Annotated in this window: 12 protein-coding genes; 9 read left to right on the forward strand and 3 right to left on the reverse strand. The window is 74.8% G+C overall.

Annotated features, from left to right (window positions below; all coding sequences use genetic code 11):
• Positions 1 to 8: 8 nt before the first annotated feature.
• The 3 genes from E0504_RS24795 to E0504_RS24805 are packed head-to-tail and all read right to left on the reverse strand — an operon-like array spanning position 9 to position 5233.
• On the reverse strand, positions 9 to 2486 hold the full coding sequence (locus tag E0504_RS24795; RefSeq protein WP_112104786.1) for a transglutaminaseTgpA domain-containing protein: 2478 nt from the start codon (positions 2484 to 2486) through the stop codon (positions 9 to 11).
• Complete coding sequence (locus E0504_RS24800) at positions 2480 to 4198, reverse strand: DUF58 domain-containing protein (RefSeq protein WP_131625941.1); 1719 nt, start codon at positions 4196 to 4198, stop codon at positions 2480 to 2482. The genes E0504_RS24795 and E0504_RS24800 overlap by 7 nt, the downstream gene beginning before the upstream one ends.
• Before the next feature lie 6 nt (positions 4199 to 4204).
• Entirely contained in the window at positions 4205 to 5233 is a 1029-nt protein-coding gene (locus E0504_RS24805) for a MoxR family ATPase (RefSeq protein ID WP_020462582.1), read from the reverse strand.
• 526 nt (positions 5234 to 5759) lie between these two features.
• On the opposite strand from E0504_RS24805, the gene mraZ reads away from it, so the two are divergent.
• The 9 genes from mraZ (at position 5760) to ftsW (ending at position 18666) form a co-directional block, all read left to right on the forward strand.
• Positions 5760 to 6191, forward strand: coding sequence for a division/cell wall cluster transcriptional repressor MraZ (gene mraZ, locus E0504_RS24810; protein ID WP_026239192.1), 432 nt, complete (start codon positions 5760 to 5762; stop codon positions 6189 to 6191).
• Between the two features lie 232 nt (positions 6192 to 6423).
• Positions 6424 to 7425: a 16S rRNA (cytosine(1402)-N(4))-methyltransferase RsmH gene (gene rsmH, locus E0504_RS24815; RefSeq protein WP_112106085.1), complete on the forward strand. Its 1002-nt coding sequence runs from the start codon at positions 6424 to 6426 to the stop codon at positions 7423 to 7425.
• On the forward strand, positions 7422 to 8846 hold the full coding sequence (locus E0504_RS24820) for a hypothetical protein (RefSeq protein WP_131625942.1): 1425 nt from the start codon (positions 7422 to 7424) through the stop codon (positions 8844 to 8846). Before rsmH ends, E0504_RS24820 begins: the two co-directional genes overlap by 4 nt.
• Complete coding sequence (locus E0504_RS24825) at positions 8843 to 11245, forward strand: penicillin-binding protein 2 (RefSeq protein ID WP_131625943.1); 2403 nt, start codon at positions 8843 to 8845, stop codon at positions 11243 to 11245. Before E0504_RS24820 ends, E0504_RS24825 begins: the two co-directional genes overlap by 4 nt.
• Positions 11246 to 11492: 247 nt before the next feature.
• Positions 11493 to 13034, forward strand: a complete 1542-nt coding sequence (locus E0504_RS24830) for a UDP-N-acetylmuramoyl-L-alanyl-D-glutamate--2,6-diaminopimelate ligase (protein ID WP_112106088.1) — start codon at positions 11493 to 11495, stop codon at positions 13032 to 13034.
• Positions 13031 to 14512: a UDP-N-acetylmuramoyl-tripeptide--D-alanyl-D-alanine ligase gene (murF, locus tag E0504_RS24835; RefSeq protein ID WP_112106089.1), complete on the forward strand. Its 1482-nt coding sequence runs from the start codon at positions 13031 to 13033 to the stop codon at positions 14510 to 14512. Before E0504_RS24830 ends, murF begins: the two co-directional genes overlap by 4 nt.
• 7 nt (positions 14513 to 14519) lie before the next feature.
• Positions 14520 to 15587, forward strand: a complete 1068-nt coding sequence (gene mraY / locus E0504_RS24840) for a phospho-N-acetylmuramoyl-pentapeptide-transferase (RefSeq protein WP_071063813.1) — start codon at positions 14520 to 14522, stop codon at positions 15585 to 15587.
• Between the two features lie 2 nt (positions 15588 to 15589).
• Positions 15590 to 17170, forward strand: coding sequence for a UDP-N-acetylmuramoyl-L-alanine--D-glutamate ligase (murD, locus tag E0504_RS24845; protein WP_131625944.1), 1581 nt, complete (start codon positions 15590 to 15592; stop codon positions 17168 to 17170).
• A gap of 56 nt (positions 17171 to 17226) precedes the next feature.
• Positions 17227 to 18666, forward strand: coding sequence for a putative lipid II flippase FtsW (gene ftsW, locus E0504_RS24850; protein ID WP_131625963.1), 1440 nt, complete (start codon positions 17227 to 17229; stop codon positions 18664 to 18666).
• Positions 18667 to 18740: the final 74 nt, after the last annotated feature.

The raw sequence follows: 18740 nt of genomic DNA on the forward strand, positions 1-18740 counted from the left end.
GCGCGATCTCAGGCGGGCGGCTGCGGCGGGTGTGTCCGCCCGCCGGCGGAGGCACCGACCCCGGCCTCCTGGTCGTCGTCGGCGCCGTTGTCCGGCGGGTCATCGGCCCGGTGCCGGATGCGCCCGAGAACATCGCGCACCGGGATCTCCCGCGCCCGCTGCATCATCGACGGCGGGGCCACCGTCGCCATCGCGCGGCGGCCCCGGGGCGCGACCGACCACAGCACCCGGCGGGCCAGAGCCAGGTCGGCCAGGACGTCCACGCCCGGATCGGGCGCGGCCATCCCGGCGGGGGCGTAACGGGCCCGCTCCTGGGCCATTGCCATCCGGATCAGGGCCTGCCGGGCGGCGTCGACCTCCGCCGACCCGGCTTCGGGGCCGGCCTCGAGGTAGGCGATGAGCCGCTGCGCGCCCGAGCGCGGTGAGTCGCTCGTCCGCAGGTGGATGCCGAGGTCGGCGGCCACGTCGACCAACTCGGCCCAGGCCGCGTGCACGCGCGCGACTGCCTCGGCGTCCTGGCGGTCGGGGCCACCCGAGCCCATCCGGCGGCGCCGCAGCGCCACCCTGGACAGGGCCGGGATGCTGAGCAGGACCAGGATCCCGAGACCCAGCCCGACCCAGGGCAGCCAGGAGGGGGGGAAGGTGTCCTTGTGGGTGCCCGCGGCCTTGGCGTCGGCCTCGGCGGTCAGCTCCTCGGCCGCCCCGCCCTGGTCGTCGGGGACGGGCACCGCGCTCGGCGTCGGCTCGACGGCGACATCCCCGTTCCCCTGGGGGACTTCGGCCGGGTCCGGGCCGGTGGTCGGCTCGGTCGTCGACGGGGCGTAGTCCGGGGCCGGGGTCGCGCCGTCCGAGCGGCGGGTCGGCTCGAACGGGAGCCAGCCCAGGGTCGGGAACCAGACCTCGGGCCAGGCGTGTGCCTGCTTGTTGGTGATCACCCAGGTGCCGTCGGCAGCGCGGGTGCCGTGCGTGAAACCGATGGCCACCCGGGCGGGCAGCCCCAGCATCCGCACCAGGACGGTCATTGCGGACGCGAACTGTTCGCAGTACCCGCGCCGGCTCTCGAAGAGGAACTCGCTGAGCGCGCCGTCCTGGACGGTGGGTGCGCCGTTGAGGTCGTAGGTGAACTCCGAGCCGCGCAGGAAGTTCTGGATGGCGAGGACCCGGGCGTAGCCGGTGCTCGCGCCGGTGGTGATCTGGGCGAGCAGTGTCCGCAGCCGTGGGTCGACGTCCGGCGGCAGCTGAGTGACGACGTTCATCGACTCGGGCACCGGGCCGGTGGCGGCGGCGATCTGCTGCGCGGTGGGGTCGGGGACCGCCGCGCTGACGGTGTAGCGCAGCCCGGCGGTGGAGGTGCGGGTGGAGAAGACGGTGCCCGTCGGTTCGGCGAGGCGCCAGTCGCCGGCGAGCCCGTCGAAGTCGGTGGGAATGCCCGGCACGGGCAGGTAACGCTCGGCCATCTCGCCGGAGACCGCCACCGACGCGGTGGTCGAGATCGTGCGGACGCCCCGTTCCGGTCCGGGCAGGCCCTCGCTCACCCGGGCTTCCTTCGTCGCGTTCAGGGCCCGCAGGGTGAAGCGCTGGCCGTCGAAGTTCTCCAAAGCGGTGAGTCGCAGATACTGCGGATTGTCCGTGGTGACGCGCAGGAGCGGGATCTCGCGGTCGTCATGGAGCTGCTGGGAGAGCGAGACGATCGGCTGCACGACGCTCGCCGAGCTCGGGCCGTCGCCCGAGCGCCTGCCGCCGCCGTTGTCGATCACTCCGTGCCCGTCCAGGGAGGGCACCAGCAGTGGCACCGCCGCCGCGATCACCAGCGACCCGACGGCCACCCGGGCACCGAGTGATCCCAGTCCGTTGCGGATGACCCGGGGGGGCCGGTCACCGACCGGGTGGCCCCACCGGGTCACCATCCGGTTGCCGTCCAGCAGCATCAGCGCGACGAAGCCGACAGAAGCGAGGACGAAGGGAAGCGTGCCGACCCCGGCCGGCAGGACGGCGGCCGGCACGACGAACAGGCCGAGCAGCGGCAGGCCGGCCAGCGGGGGCCGGTCCACGACCACCACGATCAGGTCGACCGCCATGACGACCAGGTACACGGCGACGAAGACCAGGACCACCAGGCCGGGCCGTTCCGGCACCGGCACCGCGAGCTCGCCGATGTCGTGCTTGCCGGCCAGCGCCAGCTCGCGCAGCGCCGTCACGGTGGACGGCGTCGGGATCACGCCGAGCAGGGCGGTGTCCCGTGCGCTCACCCTGGTGAGGGTGGTGAGCAGGCCGATCAGGCTGAGGCAGATGCCGGTGGACGCCGGCAGCCGGAACAGGGCGCCGAGCAGCCGGCCCAGCACCGCGGTGCTCACGGCGACCGCCGTCGCGATCAGGACGGGGCCGAACCACCAGCCGAACCCGTCGAACAGCGGGGCCAGCGCGGCGCTGGCGAGTAGACAGGCCATCCCGCCCAGCGCGGCGGAGAACGGCCGTGGGGTCACCATCCGCGACCATTCGGTGGGGGGCCGCCTCCCGCGGTGGCGGGGGTCGCGGGCTCGTGGGGGGAGCCGGGCCGGTACAGCGGGCCGGTCGCGGTCGCGGTCGCGGGCGGGGGTGGCGTCGGGTCGGCGGGGGCCCGGTCCGCCCCACCCTCGGCGGGCGCCGCGCCGCGGCGGGCGTCCCGACCGTGCGAGCCGCCGACCGAGCCGCCGTTGGGGGAGCCGCTGTGGCCCGAACCGCCGTTGGCCGAACCGCCGTTGGGCGAGCTGCCGTTGGGCGAGCTGTAGTGGGGGGAGCCGCCGTGGAGCGAGCCGCCGTGGAGCGAGCCGCCGTTCGGCGCCGCGCCGGCCCGGCGGGCGGAGGCGTCGTGCTCCGCGCGGGGGGCGGACCCCGCGTGGGCGGCCGGACCGGTGCCCGACACGGACCCGTACGACACCCGCGCCATGCCGCCGACGGCGTTCCCGACGGCGAACCGGCGCCCGGCCGACGCGCCCGGACGGAAGATCTGCGGCCAGGTGTCGGCGAGGCGGGCCCCGGCACCCGCGACCAGGACGGTCCAGCCGTGCCTGGTCAGGGTGTGCCGGGTGACCTCCAGGTCGCCCCCGGCCGCCGGGGAGGCGCCCCAGCCGGCGAGATCCACCAGCACCGCGATGGCCGGGGCGTTGCGCGGCCGGGCACCCGCGATCATCGAGGCCGTCGCCTGGTCGGTGCGTCCGAGCACGACGACGACCATGCCGGAGTGCTCAGCCGAGCGCAGACTGGCCAGCGCCGGGCTGAGGGTGGCCGACGGGGTCGGCGCGATGACCGCCAGCTCGTCGAGCAGCGCGCCCACGGCGTTGCCGGGACCGGTCGCCGCGACACCGGTGTCGGCGATCAGCCGGACGCCGTAGCCGCTGCGGGCGAGGTTGACCGCGATCGAGCCGGCCGCGCCGACCGCCCAGGAGAAGGGGTCGTCCCGGTCCATCTCGGGCCAGGCCGTGTGCCGGGTGTCGAGCAGCACGGTGGCGGCGCCGGTCAGCGGCCGCTCGTCGCGGCGCACCATCAGCTCACCCAGCCGGGCCGTGGTCTTCCAGTGCACCTTGCGCAGATCGTCGCCGGAGCGGTACGGCCGTGTGGTGGAATCGTCCTCACCCGCCCGTGCCGACGAGCGGCGTACCTCGTTGTTCAGCGAGGACGAACCGACCAGCGGCGTCAGCGGCAGGCGCTCCAGGGCGGGCGCGACGATCAGCTCGTCCCGCCCCCGGAAGCTGCGCTCCAGCTCGCACAGGCCGAACGGGTCGGTCAGCCGGATCGTGAGCGGGCCGACCTGGTACCGGCCGCGGACCCCGGCGCGCAGCGGGTAGGAGAGGTCACGGGAGCCGCCCGGCTCGATCTGGTCCACCACGAAGCGCGCGCGGAGGCCGAGGTTGGGGGTCGTGTCCTCGACGAGCAGCACCGAGGACGGCAGCCGGGAGACGTTGTCCAGCCGGATCCGTACCGAGACGGTGTCGCCCGCGGTGACCCGCGGCGGCTCCAACCGGCGGGTGCAGGCCAGCCGGTAGCGGGTCCGCGCGACGAACCCGGCCGCGAACAGCGGCAGCGCGACAAGCAGGGCACCGACCGCGAGGAGGTCCTGCTCGCCGATGACCGCTGCCGAGGCCACGCACGCCCCGCCCGCGGCGAGGAACGAGCGGCCGCGGACCGTCAGCCCGCGTACCGCAGCGAGGAAGTCGCGCACGTGTCTCTAACGGCCACGTCGCGAGGGACGTGCCGGGTCCTGCCGGGCGATCGGGATCCGGGCGATCAGGTCGGTCACGATCCGGGCCGCGATGTCGTTCGTCGGCTCACCCGACAGCATGATCTCAGGATGCAGCAGCAGGCGGTGCGCCAGCACCGGGCCGGCGACCGCCTGGACGTCGTCCGGGAGCACATAGCCGCGCCGGCTGACCGCGGCGTGCGCCCGGGCCGTACGGATCAGGTGCAGCGTGGCCCGCGGGGACGCGCCCAGCGTGATCTCCGGGTGCCGCCGGGTGGCTCCGACCAGGTCGACGATGTACTGGCGGACCTCGCCGGAGACGTGCACCGAGCGCACCGCGTTCGCCAGCTTGGCGACCTCGGCCGCGGTGGTGACCGGGACGACGTTGGTCAGCGGGTCGCTCTGGCCGTGGTTGTCGAGCATCGCCAGCTCGGCGCCGGGCGAGGGATAGCCCATCGAGACCCGGGCGGTGAAGCGGTCGCGCTGGGCCTCGGGGAGCGCCCGGGTGCCGTCCATCTCGATCGGGTTCTGGGTGGCGACGACCATGAACGGGGCCTCGAGGCGGTAGGTGACACCGTCCACGGTCACCTGCTGCTCCTCCATGCATTCCAGGAGGGCCGACTGGGCCTTGGGCTCGGCCCGGTTGATCTCGTCGCCGACCACGATGTTCGCGAACACCGGGCCCGGCCGGAACTCGAAGTCGCGGGTGCCCTGGTTGTAGACGCTGACGCCGGTCACGTCGCTGGGGAGCAGGTCCGGAGTGAACTGGATCCGCCGCACCCGTGCGTCGATCGAGCGGGCGAGGGCCTTGGCGAGCATGGTCTTGCCGACGCCTGGCACGTCCTCGATGAGGAGGTGCCCCTCGGCGAACAGGACCACCAGAGCCGTGCGGACCACATCCGACTTGCCGTCGATGACGGTCTCCACCGAGCGGCCGATCCGGTCGGCGACCTCGGACAGATGATCGATCTCGCCCGCCGGGTCGCGCCAGCGCAGTACTCCCGGCTCCGTCACCACGGTGCGGGCCTCCTTCGGATCGCGTGTCCCGGTCGTCGCCCCCGGTGCGGGGATGTCGTGCGCGGGGGCACCGTCGCCGCCCTGGACGCCGCCCCCGGAAGCAACCCCGGAACAGCCCGGACATCATCCTGACGCGGAGCACTCCCCCACGAGTGTGACATCCATAAGGGGGGGTCCGGGAGGACTGGTCGGTGATGGCCGCCGTTGCGGTTGTGGCCGTGGGCTGCGGCCCGGTCGTCCGTACCCGGGCGAGGGGTCATTTGTTCCCTTTTTCGCCGCCTGACTGTCGTGTATCAACCTGGTTTGCGGCGATTTATACCAGCCTCCCTACGGAGCGCTTACCGCCCCCGAGCCCGGAGTGGGAGCGGTGGGGTGGAGCGGGGTGTCTTGGGGGTGTCGGGTGGGGGGGAGTGGGGTAGAGTGGCGCGCAGTGGGGGTGGGGAGCTCGCGGGTAGCCGCCGGCTGGTGAACCAGTCGTCGTCTGATGGTCACGGCGCGTCTCTCCGGGCCTGGCGGGGAGGCTCCGGTGTTTCTCGGCAGCCACACGCCGCGGCTGGACGACAAGGGGCGGCTGACTCTGCCTGCGAAGTTCCGCGAAGAGCTGGAGGGGGGGCTAGTGATCACGAAGGGGCAGGAACGTTGTCTCTACGTGTTCCCCTTGGCGGAGTTCACCCGCATCAGTGAGTCCCTCCGTACCGCTCCGGTCACCGCGAAGGCGCTTCGCGACTACAGCCGCGTCTTCTTCTCGTCGGCCTCCGACGACGTCCCCGACCGCCAGGGGCGGATCACCATTCCGCCGCCGCTGCGGGCGTACGCGGGGCTGGTCCGCGAGTGCGTGGTCAACGGCGCCAACACCCGGGTCGAGATCTGGGACTCCCAGCGTTGGGACACCTACCTCGCCGACCAGGAGGAGACCTTCGCCGAGCTGTCGGAGGAGGTCCTGCCCGGAGTCATCTGAGTCGTCGAAGGCGTCGCGTCACCATCCGGTCGTCTGTCGAGGTCTCCCCCCGCTCCCACCGGACACCACTTCCCCGGCGTCCGGCGGATCGAGCGGGGCGGGACCTGGGTGTACGACTCTTCCGGCCGTTCCCTTCCCGATGGCCGCCGGGGACGGCGTACCCGCCAACGCACCGGCGTGCCCGCCCGCATATCCGAAACACCAGATCCGACAAGCGGCCGAGGGGTTGGCAGTGGACGTCACGCACACGCCGGTGCTGACCGAGCGCGTGATCAAGCTGCTTGACCCCGCGCTGCGCCGTCCCGGTGCGGTCGTCGTCGACGCCACTGTCGGGCTGGGCGGTCACTCGCACGCGCTGCTCGAGGCCTTCCCGCAGGTCCGCCTCATCGGTCTCGACCGGGACACCACCGCCCTCGAGCACAGCCGGCGCCGCCTCACCGGCCTGGGTGACCGCGTCGGCCTGAGTGACCGCGTCGACCTCGAGCACGCCGTCTACGACCAGCTGCCGGACGTCCTCGAGCGGCTCGGTGTGCCGTCGGTGGACGGTGTCCTGTTCGATCTCGGCGTCTCGTCCATGCAGCTCGACCTCGACGAGCGCGGCTTCGCCTACTCCCGGGACGCCCCGCTGGACATGCGGATGGACCAGGAGCGCGGCCCCACCGCGGCCGACGTCCTCAACAACTACGACGTCGACGCGCTGACCCGGGTGCTGCGGGAGTACGGCGAGGAGCGGTTCGCGCGCCGCATCGCCCGGGCGGTGGTGACCCAGCGCCAGGCCGCGCCGTTCACCACCTCCGCGCGGCTGGTGGACCTGGTCCGCGACTCCATCCCCGCGGCGGCGCGCCGCACCGGAGGCAACCCGGCCAAGCGCACCTTCCAGGCGCTGCGCATCGAGGTGAACTCCGAGCTCGAGGTGCTCGAGCGCGCGGTGCCCGCCGCCTTCGACGCGCTGGCCGTGGCGGGCCGCCTGGTCGTCCTCTCCTATCACTCCCTGGAGGACCGGCTGGTGAAACGGGTGCTGACGCCGCGCTCGGTGCCCTCCGTCCCGCCGGACATGCCGGTCATCCCGGATGACGCCCGGCCGACGTTACGGTGGCTGACCCGCGGCGCGGAGCCGGCTTCCGACACGGAGATCGAACAGAACGCGCGCGCCGGGTCGGTCCGGCTGCGCGCGGCGGAACGCACGGCGGCCGAACCGGGCCGCGCGCACAACCAGACCGGAGGTGTCCGATGACCGCTCCCGCGAACCCGCTGCCCCGCGGTCGCGCCCGTCCGGGTCATCACACGTCCGGCTCCGAGTACCACGCGACAGACCACGACGTGGCCGCCTACCCGGGCGCCGCGCACGACGCCGCGCACGACGGCACCGCGTACGCCTATGACGTGGCCGCGTTCGAGAGCACCGGCTACGACGACACGCCCTACGAGAACGCGCCCTACGACAGCGCTCCCTACGCGGACGCGCCCCACGAGGACGCGCCGTACGGCGCGTCCGGCTACGGCGACCCCGTCTACGACGACTCCGCATACGGCGGCGTCAATTACGGCGATACGGCCCCCGGCGAGCCGGCGGCCGGCGACCACACGCTCGGCGAGCCTGTGGCCGGCGAGCCCGCGTTCGGCGATTCCACGGCCGGTGACCTCGCGGATGCCGGGTCGCCCGTCGGGGAGCCCGCGTACGCCGACGAAGCCGGACGCCGCGCCGACCCGTCCGACGAGGTGGCCGTGCCCGGCCGCGCCCGTCGCCGGCCGGTCGCCGCCGGCGTGGGCGCGGTAGGCGCCGGAGCGCCCGCCCGCTCGTCCAGCGCGGCCCGTTCGTCCAGCGCCACGCGCACGACCGCCACGCGCACGACCGGCGCGCGCACGACCGCGGGGCACACCGTCCCGGCCCGGCCCGGCAGCGCGCGCTCGGGCACGGGACGGACAGCCACCGGACGATCGGGAACGGGCCGGTCCGGTGCGGGACGTCGGCCGTCCGCGATGGCGGTCGGCGCGACCACGGTTCCCCTGCTCGACTCACCACTGCGGCGGGGAGCGCGGCCGGGGCTGTCGGTGCTGCGGGTGCCGGCGCGGTCCACGGCGCCGCGCGGGCCGTTCGTGGTGCTGCTGCTCGTGCTGATGGGGGCGGGACTGCTGTCGCTGCTCCTGCTCAACACGGCGCTGATGGAGAACTCCTTCCACGCCGACGAGCTCGAGCGGCAGTCCACCGAGCTGACCCGGCAGGAGCAGCAGCTGTCGCTCAAGCTCGACGAGCAGTCCGACCCGGGGCAGCTCGCCGCCCGCGCGAACCAGCTCGGGATGGTGCCCGGCGGCGTTCCCGAGTACCTGCCGGCCAACGCGCCGCTGCCGCCCGGGGCGCGCGTCCTGACCCGGGACGCGGGCAGCGGCATGCTGCTCGTCGTGGTCCCGGGCCCGTCGGCGGCTCCGGCCGGCGCCGCCGCGGCGACGGACTCCGCGGCCACCCAGTCCGGCGCCTCGGCTCAGTCGGGCGCCTCCGGCGCGGGTGGCACGTCCACCCAGCCCGCGGCTGGCGGCGAGGCGGCGGCTGGCGGCGAGGCGGCGGCTGGCGGCGAGGCGGCCGGGTCCGCCGCCGATACGCAGGCCCGTACCGGGACCGACACCGGGACCGACGGAGAGGCGGGAGCCGGTCAGTGAGCCAGACGACCCGCGGTCCGTCCTCCGGCCGCGGTCGGAACCGACTCCGTCTCGTCACGAACCCGCAGCCGGGGAGCCCGGACGCGCGGTCCGCGCGCCACGACGGTGACGACCTGCTCGATCCGTCCGTGCGCCGGTTCTCCGGCCGTGACCCGGACGGCGGCCGCGGCCGGGTGACCCCACCCCCCCGCGGCGGCGACCGACGCCGCGACGACCGCGACGACCGCGACGACCGCGACGACCGCGACGAGCTTGACGAACAGACCTGGGACGACGCCGCCGCCGAAGCCACGGAACGGGCGGCGCGCCGGCCCCGCCCCGCCGCGGCCGGACGGGAGCGCCGGGCGGCGACGGCCCGGGCGGGTCGGTCGTCCCCACGGGTGTCTCCGCTGCGCAGCGCGGCCGCCGGCTCGGCGACGCCACGTGAGCAGCTCCGCCAGGACCAGGCCGCCCGCGCCACATCCGCCCGTACGACCTCCGCCCGCGGAGCGGCCGGCCGGCGTAACCCGACCCGGGGGGCGGCCAGCCGGACGACGTCCGGGCGGATCCCCCCCGTCCGGCGCCCGCATCCCTCGAGCGGTGGGGCGGGCCGCAACCGGGCCACCTCGATCCGCCGCGGCCTCGGGGGCACGCCGCCGCGGCCGTCGCGGCCGTTCGTCCTCGCCAGCCCCCGCCGCCGGGTCCGGGTGTCGGTGGTACTGATGATCGCCGTCCTGGTCGTGATCGCCGGCCGGCTCGCGCAGCTGCAGGGCTTCGCCTCGTCCAACTACGCGGAGCAGGCCGAGCAGCAGCGGCTGCGCAAGTCCGTCCTGCCCGCCGACCGTGGCATGATCACAGACCGGCACGGCGACGCGCTGGCGCAGGACGTCGAGCGCCGGGCCGTGTACGCGGACCCGTGGCTGATGAACGAGGCCCAGGTCGTCGACGCGGCGCGCAAGCTGGCCCCGCTGCTCGGCGAGTCCGAGAACACGCTGCGCAAGAGCATGACGTCCAACGATCCCCAGGTGCGGTTCGTGTACCTGGGCCGTCGCCTCGACCGGGCGGTCGGGGACGAGGTGGACAAGCTGGGCCTGCGCGGCATCGGCGTCCTTCCCGAGCGGGGGCGCTGGTACCCGTCGCTGACCCTGGGCGCCAACTTCGTCGGCTTCACCAAGCTCGGCGAGAACGACGCGATCGTGGGCGCCGGCGGCCTGGAGCTGGCCTACGACAGCGTGCTGCGCGGGACGGACGGGCGCCGCCAGATCGAGGCCGACCCGTCCGGGCGGGAGATCCCCTCGGCGCAGAGCGTGGAGAAGGACCCGGTCAGCGGCTCCACACTGCGCCTCACCATCGACAACTACATCCAGTGGGACGCCCAGAGCGCGATCGCCGAGGCGGTGCGGACCTCGGAGGCGGACGGCGGCACGATCGTCGTGATGAACCCGAAGACGGGTGACCTGCTCGCGATGGCCGACGCGCCCCAGTTCGACCCGAACAACATCACCTCCCGGGACATCGACGCGATCGGAAACCGCTCGACCGGCCAGGCCTTCGAGCCCGGCAGCGTCAACAAGGTCATCACCATGGCCGCGGCACTGGACCGGAACCTGATCGAGACGACGACCCCGATCACCGTGCCGCCGTCCATCGAGCGGGGCGGGGTGACGATCACGGACTCGGAGCCGCACGGCACCGAGCACCTCACCGCGGCCGGCGTGCTCGCCCGGTCCAGCAACATCGGGACGGTGCTCGTCGCCGAGCGGGTCGGCAACGACAACCTCGAGCAGATGATGCGCGCGTTCGGGCTCGGCAAGGCGACCGAGGTCGACTTCCCCGGCGAGGCCGCCGGCATCCTGCCGCCGGCCGCGGACTGGTCGGGCAGTCAGGCCGCGACCATCGCCTACGGCCAGGGCACCTCGGCCACGGCCCTGCAGATGGCGTCGGTCTACGCGACCGTGGCGAACGGCGGCATGCGGGTCGCGCCGCGGCTGGTGGACGCGATCACCGGCCCGGACGGGGTCACACGGCCCACCCCGCGGGCGCCCGAGCGCCGGGTGGTCTCCCCGGAGACCGCCTCCACGCTCACCCGCATGCTCGAGGCCGTCGCGACGACGCAGGGCACCGCCCCCGCGGCCGAGGTCGCCGGGTACCGGGTCGCCGGCAAGACGGGCACGGCGAAGCGGTACGACCCGGTCAACGGCGGCTACGACGGCTACGTCTCGACGTTCATCGGCTTCGCCCCGGCCGACGACCCCCAGGTCGTCGTGGAGGTCGTGCTCGACCACCCGCGCAAGGGCTTCTACGGCGGCGAGGTCGCCGCGCCGGTGTTCAAACGGGTGATGAGCTTCGCCCTCACCACGCTGGGCGTGCCGCCGCCGGGGACCAGGCCCGAACCGCTGGTGCTCGACCTCGACCGCTGAGAACGGGCGAGAGCACCGAGGACGAGCAGGAGCACCGCGGACGGGGAAGGCACCGCGGACCGGGGAGAGCGTCGTGGACGGGCGAGCGCGGGACGTCGCGCGCCCGTCCACGACGGGGGCCGGGGGCCGGGAGTCGCCGCCGGTTTGGCCCAGGCTGTCCCGACACCTGCGCGTCGGCCCGGTGGACCACCGCCGTCCACGGCGCCCGTGCGGATCCCCCGCCTGCCCGCCCACTAAGGTCGTCCCCGTGACCACCCCGGCACTACGTCCGGCAGCGCCGTCACCGCGGTCGCTCACCGCTCTGCCCGACGTCCTCAGATCCATCACCGTCGCGCCCGGTCCGTCGGGCGGGGCGGCCCTCGCCGGTGTCGTCCTCACCGGCGTCACCCACGACTCGCGCGCGGTGCTGCCGGGCGACCTCTACGCGGCGCTGCCCGGCGCGCACGTGCACGGCGCCGACTTCGCCGCCGGTGCCGTCGCCGCCGGTGCCGTCGCCGTCCTCACCGACCCGGTGGGCGCCGCGACGCTGTCCGGCCGGCTCGCGGTGCCCGTGCTCGTCACCGACGACCCGCGCCGCGACCTGGCGCCGGCCGCCGCCTGGATCTACGGCGACCCGTCGAGCGCGCTGACCCTGCTCGGGGTCACCGGCACGAACGGCAAGACCACCACCGCCTTCCTCCTGGACGCCGGCCTGCGCGCCGCCGGGTACACCACGGGCCTGCTCGGCACGGTGCAGACCCGGGTCGCCGGAACGGTGGTGCCCTCGGTGCGCACGACGCCCGAGTCCGGCGACCTGCAGGCGCTGCTCGCGACGATGGTGGAGCGGGGCGTCGGGGCGGCGTCGATGGAGGTGTCGAGCCACGCGCTGGCCCAGCACCGGGTGGACGCGCTGCGCTTCGCCGGCGCCGCCTTCACCAACCTCAGCCAGGACCACCTCGACTTCCACCCGACGATGGAGGACTACTTCGCGGCGAAGGCGGCACTGTTCGAGCCCGCCCGCAGCGCGGCCGCCGTGGTCTGCGTCGACGACGACTGGGGCCGCCGGCTCGCGGCGCTGCGCCCGGACGCGCGCACCTACTCGGTGACCGGCCGCCCGGCCGACTGGTGGCCGGAGGACGTCGTCGCCGGCCCGGCCGGCAGCGTGTTCCGCGCGCTGGGCCCGGACGGCGCGAAGGCGGACCTCTCGCTCGCCCTGCCGGGCCGGTTCAACGTCGCCAACGCGCTGGGCGCCCTCGCGCTGCTGGCCGCCGTCGGTGTCCCGCTGGAGGCGGCGGCCGAGGGCATCTCGTCGCTGCCGGGGGTCCCGGGCCGGATGGAGCGGATCGACGCCGGCCAGCCGTTCCTCGCCCTCGTGGACTACGCCCACACCCCCGACGCGGTCGAGACGCTGCTCGCCGCCGTGCGCCCGATCGTGACCGGGCGGGTGGTCGTCGTCCTCGGCTGCGGTGGGGACCGCGACCGAGCCAAGCGGCCGCTGATGGGCGCGGCCGCGGCGCGGCTGGCCGACCTGGCCGTGTTCACCAGCGACAACCCCCGGTCCGAGGACCCGGCGCGCATCCTCGAGCAGATGCTGGCCGGCGCCCGCGGCGCCCCTGGAGCGGGCGAGATCGTCGTGGAGCCGGACCGGGCGAGCGCGATCGCGCTCGCGGTCGGCGCCGCCGGGCCCACCGACGCCGTGATCGTGGCCGGCAAGGGGCACGAGAGCGGGCAGGACGTCGCCGGTGTCGTCACGCCGTTCGACGACCGCGAGGTGCTGCGCTCCGCGCTGCTGGCGACGGCGAGCCGATGATCGCGCTGACTCTCGCCGAGGTGGCCGCCGCCACCGGTGGCCGGCTCACCGCCGGCGCGGACCGGTTGACCCCGGTCACGTCGGTGGTGATCGACTCCCGTCAGGTCGGCCCGGGCGCGCTGTTCGTCGCCCTGCCCGGTGAACGGGTGGACGGGCACGACTTCGCCGCCGGCGCGGTCGCGGCCGGCGCGGTGGCCGTCCTCGGCGCCCGGGAGACGGGCGTGCCCACCGTCGTCGCCGCCGACCCGGCGGCGGCGCTGGCCGCGCTCGCCGCGCACCTGCGGGACCTCGCCCCGGCGACCGTGGTCGGGGTGACCGGCTCGGCCGGTAAGACGACCACCAAGGACCTGCTGGCCGACCTGCTCGGCAGGCTCGGCCCGACGGTCGCCGCGGTGGGCTCGTTCAACAACGAGATCGGCCTGCCGCTGACCCTGCTGCGCACCGAGCCCGACACCGCGTTCGTGGTGCTGGAGATGGGCGCCCGCGGCATCGGGCACATCGCGACGCTGTGCGCGGTGGCCCGCCCGCACGTCGGGCTGGTGCTCAACGTCGGGTCGGCGCACGTGGGGGAGTACGCCGACGGGCGGAACGGCATCGCCGCGGCGAAGGGCGAGCTCGCAGAGGCGGCCACCGGCCTGGTCGTGCTGAACGCCGACGATCCGCTGGTGGCGGCGATGGCCGGCCGCGCCGGCGCCCAGGTGGTCACCTTCGGCCGCGTCGCGGCGGCGGACGTCCGCGCCGAGCGCGTCGAGGTGGGCGGCGACGGCCGGGCCGCGTTCGACCTGCTGGCCGGCGGGGAGCGCCACCGGCTGCGCCTCGGCCTCGTCGGCGCGCACCAGGTGGCCAACGCGCTGGCCGCCGCGGCGGTGGCGACATCACTCGGCCTCGCGCCGGCCGAGGCCGCGGCAGCGCTCGAGGAGGCCCGCCCGCGCAGCCGCTGGCGGATGGAGGTGACGACCACCGCGGACGGCGTGGTCGTGCTCAACGACTCCTACAACGCGAACCCCGAGTCGATGCGCGCGGCCCTGACCGCGCTGATGGACATGCGGGGAGCGGGGCGGGCGTGGGCGGTGCTGGGTCCGATGGGCGAGCTCGGCGCCGACGCGGAGGCCGCGCACGACACCCTGGGGCGGCTCGCCGCCGGGCTGGGCGTGTCACGGCTGGTGGCGGTCGGCGCCGGGGCGCGCCGGGTGCATCAGGCGGCGGAGCACGAGGGCGCCTGGGCCGGCGAGTCGACCTGGGTGCCCGGGGTGGACGAGGCGCTGGCGCTGCTGGCCGCGCAGGTCCGCCCGGGTGACGTGGTTCTGGTGAAGGCGAGCCGGTCGTTCGGGCTCGAGCGGGTGGCCACGGGGCTGACCGCGGATGGTGGGGCCGGCCCAGCGGGCCGGCGGGACGGCGCCGCCGGCGCCGCGATCGAGGGGATCGAGAACACGTGGAACACGGTGGGACACTCCGGCGAACCAGGCGTGCGCGGGTGACGCTCGCGTGAGAGGAGTTCTCTTCGCGGCACTGGTCGCGCTGGTCATCTCCCTGCTCGGCACCCCGTCGGTGATCCGCTTCTTCCGGCGGCAGGGCTACGGGCAGGAGATCCGTGAGGACGGGCCGTCGAGCCACCTGACCAAGCGCGGCACGCCCACCATGGGCGGCACCGTCATCATCCTCGCCACCCTCGCCGGGTACTTCGTCTCGCACCTGGTCACCGGCATCGGCTTCACCGCCTCGGGCCTGCTGGTCCTGATGGTGATGACGGGCCTGGGCCTGGTCGGCTTCCTGGACGACTACATCAAGATCCGCAAGCAGCGCAGCCTGGGGCTGACGGCCCGGACGAAGTTCGCCGGCCAGGCCGCGGTCGCGCTGGCGTTCGGGCTGCTGGCCGTCCGGTTCAAGAACGACAGCGGGCTGCTGCCGGGCTCGACGTTCATCTCGGTCGTGCGCGACACCGGGTTCTCGATCGGCCTGATCGGCTTCCCGCTGCTCGCCTGGATCATCATCGCCGCGACCTCGAACGCGGTGAACCTCACCGACGGCCTGGACGGCCTGGCCGCCGGCACGTCCGCGATGGTCTTCGGCGCCTACGTGGTGATCTCCTTCTGGCAGTTCGGCAACGTCTGCGAGGCCGGGGCGCTGACCGAGGGCTGCTACTACGTGCGCGACCCGCTCGACGTCGCGTTGGTCTCCGCCGCCGCGATGGGGGCCTGTTTCGGCTTCCTGTGGTGGAACGCCAGCCCGGCGAAGATCTTCATGGGGGACACCGGCTCGCTCGCGCTCGGCGGGGCGTTCGCCAGCATCGCGATCGTCAGCCGCACCGAGCTGCTGCTGTTCGTGCTGGGGGGCCTGTTCGTCATCGAGACGCTGTCGGTCATGATCCAGGTGGCGTTCTTCAAGGCGACGAAGAGACGGGTGTTCAACATGGCGCCCATCCACCATCACTTCGAACTCGCCGAATGGCCGGAGACGACGGTGATCATCCGGTTCTGGATCGTCTCCGGCCTGGCCGTAGCGTTCGGCCTGGGCCTGTTCTACGCCGAGTATCTTTCCCACGGGGGCGGTTGACCATGAGTACTTCCGCCACACCGGTGCCCGCGGGCGCGGCGCTCGCCGGCGCTCAGGTCACGGTCGTCGGAGTGGGCGTCTCCGGCGCCGCGGCGGCCGGTGCGCTGGCGGCCCGCGGCGCCCGGGTGGTCGTGGTGGACGCGGCCGACGGCCCGGGCCAGCGCGCCGCCGCCGAGCGGCTGCGGGCGGAGGGAATCGAGGTCCGGCTCGGCGGCCTGCCGGCCGAGGCCGGGGCAGCGTCGCTCGTCGTCACCTCGCCGGGTGTCCCACCGGACACGCCGCTGCTGCGGGCGGCGGAGGCCGCCGGGGTACCGGTGTGGGGCGAGGTGGAGCTCGCCTGGCGGTGGCGCGGGCTGTCCCGGTGGCTCGCGGTCACCGGCACGAACGGCAAGACCACCACGACCGAGATGCTCGGCGCGATGCTCGTCGCCGGGGGGCGGCGCGCCACCACAGCCGGCAACATCGGCACGCCCATCGTGGCGGCCGTCGAGACCCGGCCGCCCTACGACGCGCTCGCCGTCGAGCTGTCCAGCTTCCAGCTGCACTACACCTCCACCGTCGCCCCGCGCGCGGCGGTGATCCTCAACGTCGCGCCGGACCATCTCGACTGGCACGGCGGAGCCGACGCCTACGCGGCGGCGAAGGCGCGGATCTGGGCGGCCCCGCACACCGTCGCCGTCGGCAACGTGGACGACCCCGTGAGCCTGGAGTTGCTGTCGCGGGCGCCGGGCCGGCGGGTCACCTTCGGGCTGGACCCGAACGCCACCCCACGGCCCGACCTGACCGTCGTGAACGGGTACCTGGTCGACCGGGCCTTCTCCGGCGGGCGGCTGATCGCCGTGGCCGATCTCGGCGCGGCCGGCCGCTCACCCGGGCGGCGCCCGCCCGCCACCGGCATCACCGGCGGCGGGCCGGCCGGCGGCAGGGTCGGTGGCGCCGTGGCGGGTGGCACCCGGGCCGGCGCGGCCGGGACCGGCGACGGGCCGGGCCCGTTCGGCGGCGGCCAGTTCCGGGATGACCGCTTCCCCGGCTTCGCCACCGGCGCTGAGCTGGGATCGCACAACATCGCCAACGCGCTGGCCGCCGCCGCGCTGGCCCGCGCCGACGGGGTGGACCCGGCGGCCATCGGCGCGGCGCTCGCGTCGTTCCGGCCCGGCGCGCACCGCAACGTCACCGTCGGCCGGCGCGGCGGCGTCCGCTACGTCGACGACAGCAAGGCCACCAACCCGCATGCCGCCGCGGCGTCGCTGCGCGCCTACCCGTCGGTGGTGTGGATCGCGGGCGGTCTGAACAAGGGCCTTGAGTTCGACGATCTCGTTGTCTCGGCCCGTCACGGGCTGCGCGCGGTGGTCCTGATCGGCCAGTGCGCCGACGAGGTGGCCGCGGCTCTCGCCCGACACGCCCCCGATGTCCCCGTGGAACGGGCCGCGGGCATGGACGATGCGGTGGAGGCCGCCGCGAAGCTCGCGGCACCGGGCGACACCGTGCTGCTGGCGCCCGCGGCGGCGTCGATGGACATGTTCCGTGACTACGCGGAGCGCGGCGACCTGTTCGCCGCGGCCGTGCGAGCGCGGGGAGGCTGACCGCCGGCGCTCTCCCTCCCAGCGCGGCACCGGAGAGGGGGAGCGTGAGTGAGCGCATGACGGGTGCGCGAACCACCAGAACGGGGACGGCCGTCGCCGGGTCGAGGCCCGCGGGGAGCACCGGCCCGGGCACGACCGGCGCGGGCGGGGCCGGCGCGGCGGGCTCCGAGGCCGCCACCGACACGGGCGGCGCCGGCGGGCTGCGCCCCGGCACCGGCGGGCCGGAGGCCACCGGGGCCAGGCGGGGCTGGGTCGGCGACCCCCGCACGCCCGTCCTCGACCGCCCGCTGGCCTCGTACTACCTGCTGCTCTCCTCCGCCGGCCTGTTGCTGCTGCTCGGCCTGGTGATGGTGCTCTCGGCGTCCGCCCCGCGGTCCTTCCAGGACTTCGGCTCGGCCTACACGCTGTTCCTGCGGCAGGCGACCTGGGCCGGCATCGGCATCCCGCTGCTGCTGGTCGCGAGCCGCCTGCCGATCCGGGTCTTCCGGGCCGCCGCCTACCCGTTGCTGGGCGTGACCGTCCTGCTGCTGATGGCGGTGCTCGTCCCGGGGATCGGGCACGTCGAGAACGGTTCGCGGCAGTGGATCCCGATCGGCCCGTACACCCTGCAGCCGAGCGAGTTCGCCAAGATCGCCCTCGTGCTGTGGTGCTCGGACGTCCTCGTCCGCAAGCGCCGGCTGCTGGTCAACTGGAAGCACCTGATCATCCCGGTGGTGCCCGGCTTCCTGTTCGTCGACCTGCTGCTCATGCTCGAGCCCGACCTGGGCGGCTCGATCTGTGTCACCGTCGTCCCGCTGGCGGTGCTCTGGGTGATCGGCACCCCGCTGCGGATCTACGCCGGGCTGCTCGGCGGCATGGTCGCCGGCGCCAGTGTCCTGGCGATCAGCGCGCCGTACCGGCTGGAACGACTGATGTCCTTCCGGGATCCCTTCGCCGACCCGAACAACACCGGTTTCCAGGCCGTCCACGGCATCTACGCGCTGTCGTCCGGTGGTTGGTGGGGGGAGGGGCTGGGCGCCTCCCGGGAGAAGTGGCCGGATCTGCTGCCCGCCGTGCACACCGACTTCATCCTCGCGATCATCGGCGAGGAGCTCGGGCTGCTCGGGAGTCTGGTGACCGTCACGCTGTTCGGCGTGCTGGGCTACGCGGGCCTGCGGATCGCGCACCGCGCCGACGACCTGTTCATCCGGCTGGCCGCCACGGCGGTCACCGCCTGGATCATCGCGCAGGCCGTGGTGAACATGGGCGCGGTCGTGGGAATCCTGCCGATCACCGGGGTGACCCTGCCACTGGTGTCCTTCGGTGGATCGGCGCTGCTGCCGACGATGGGCGCGCTGGGCATGCTGCTGGCCTTCGCCCGCCGCGAGCCGGATGCCGTCGTCTACCTCGCGGCGCGCGCCGAGGCGCGCCGCGCAGGGCGTGCGGGGCGCGCTGGTCGGGGGTGGCTGCGCCGCCGCCGCGCCGCGCGGGCCGAGACTCCCGAGGCGGCGGTCTAGAACGGTCGAGCTCGGCCCCCCGGAACGGCGGTCCGAGCGGCCGCGCCGAGGCGTCCGTGTGGTCGGCCGATCCG

This window comes from Parafrankia sp. BMG5.11 (genome assembly GCF_004337455.1).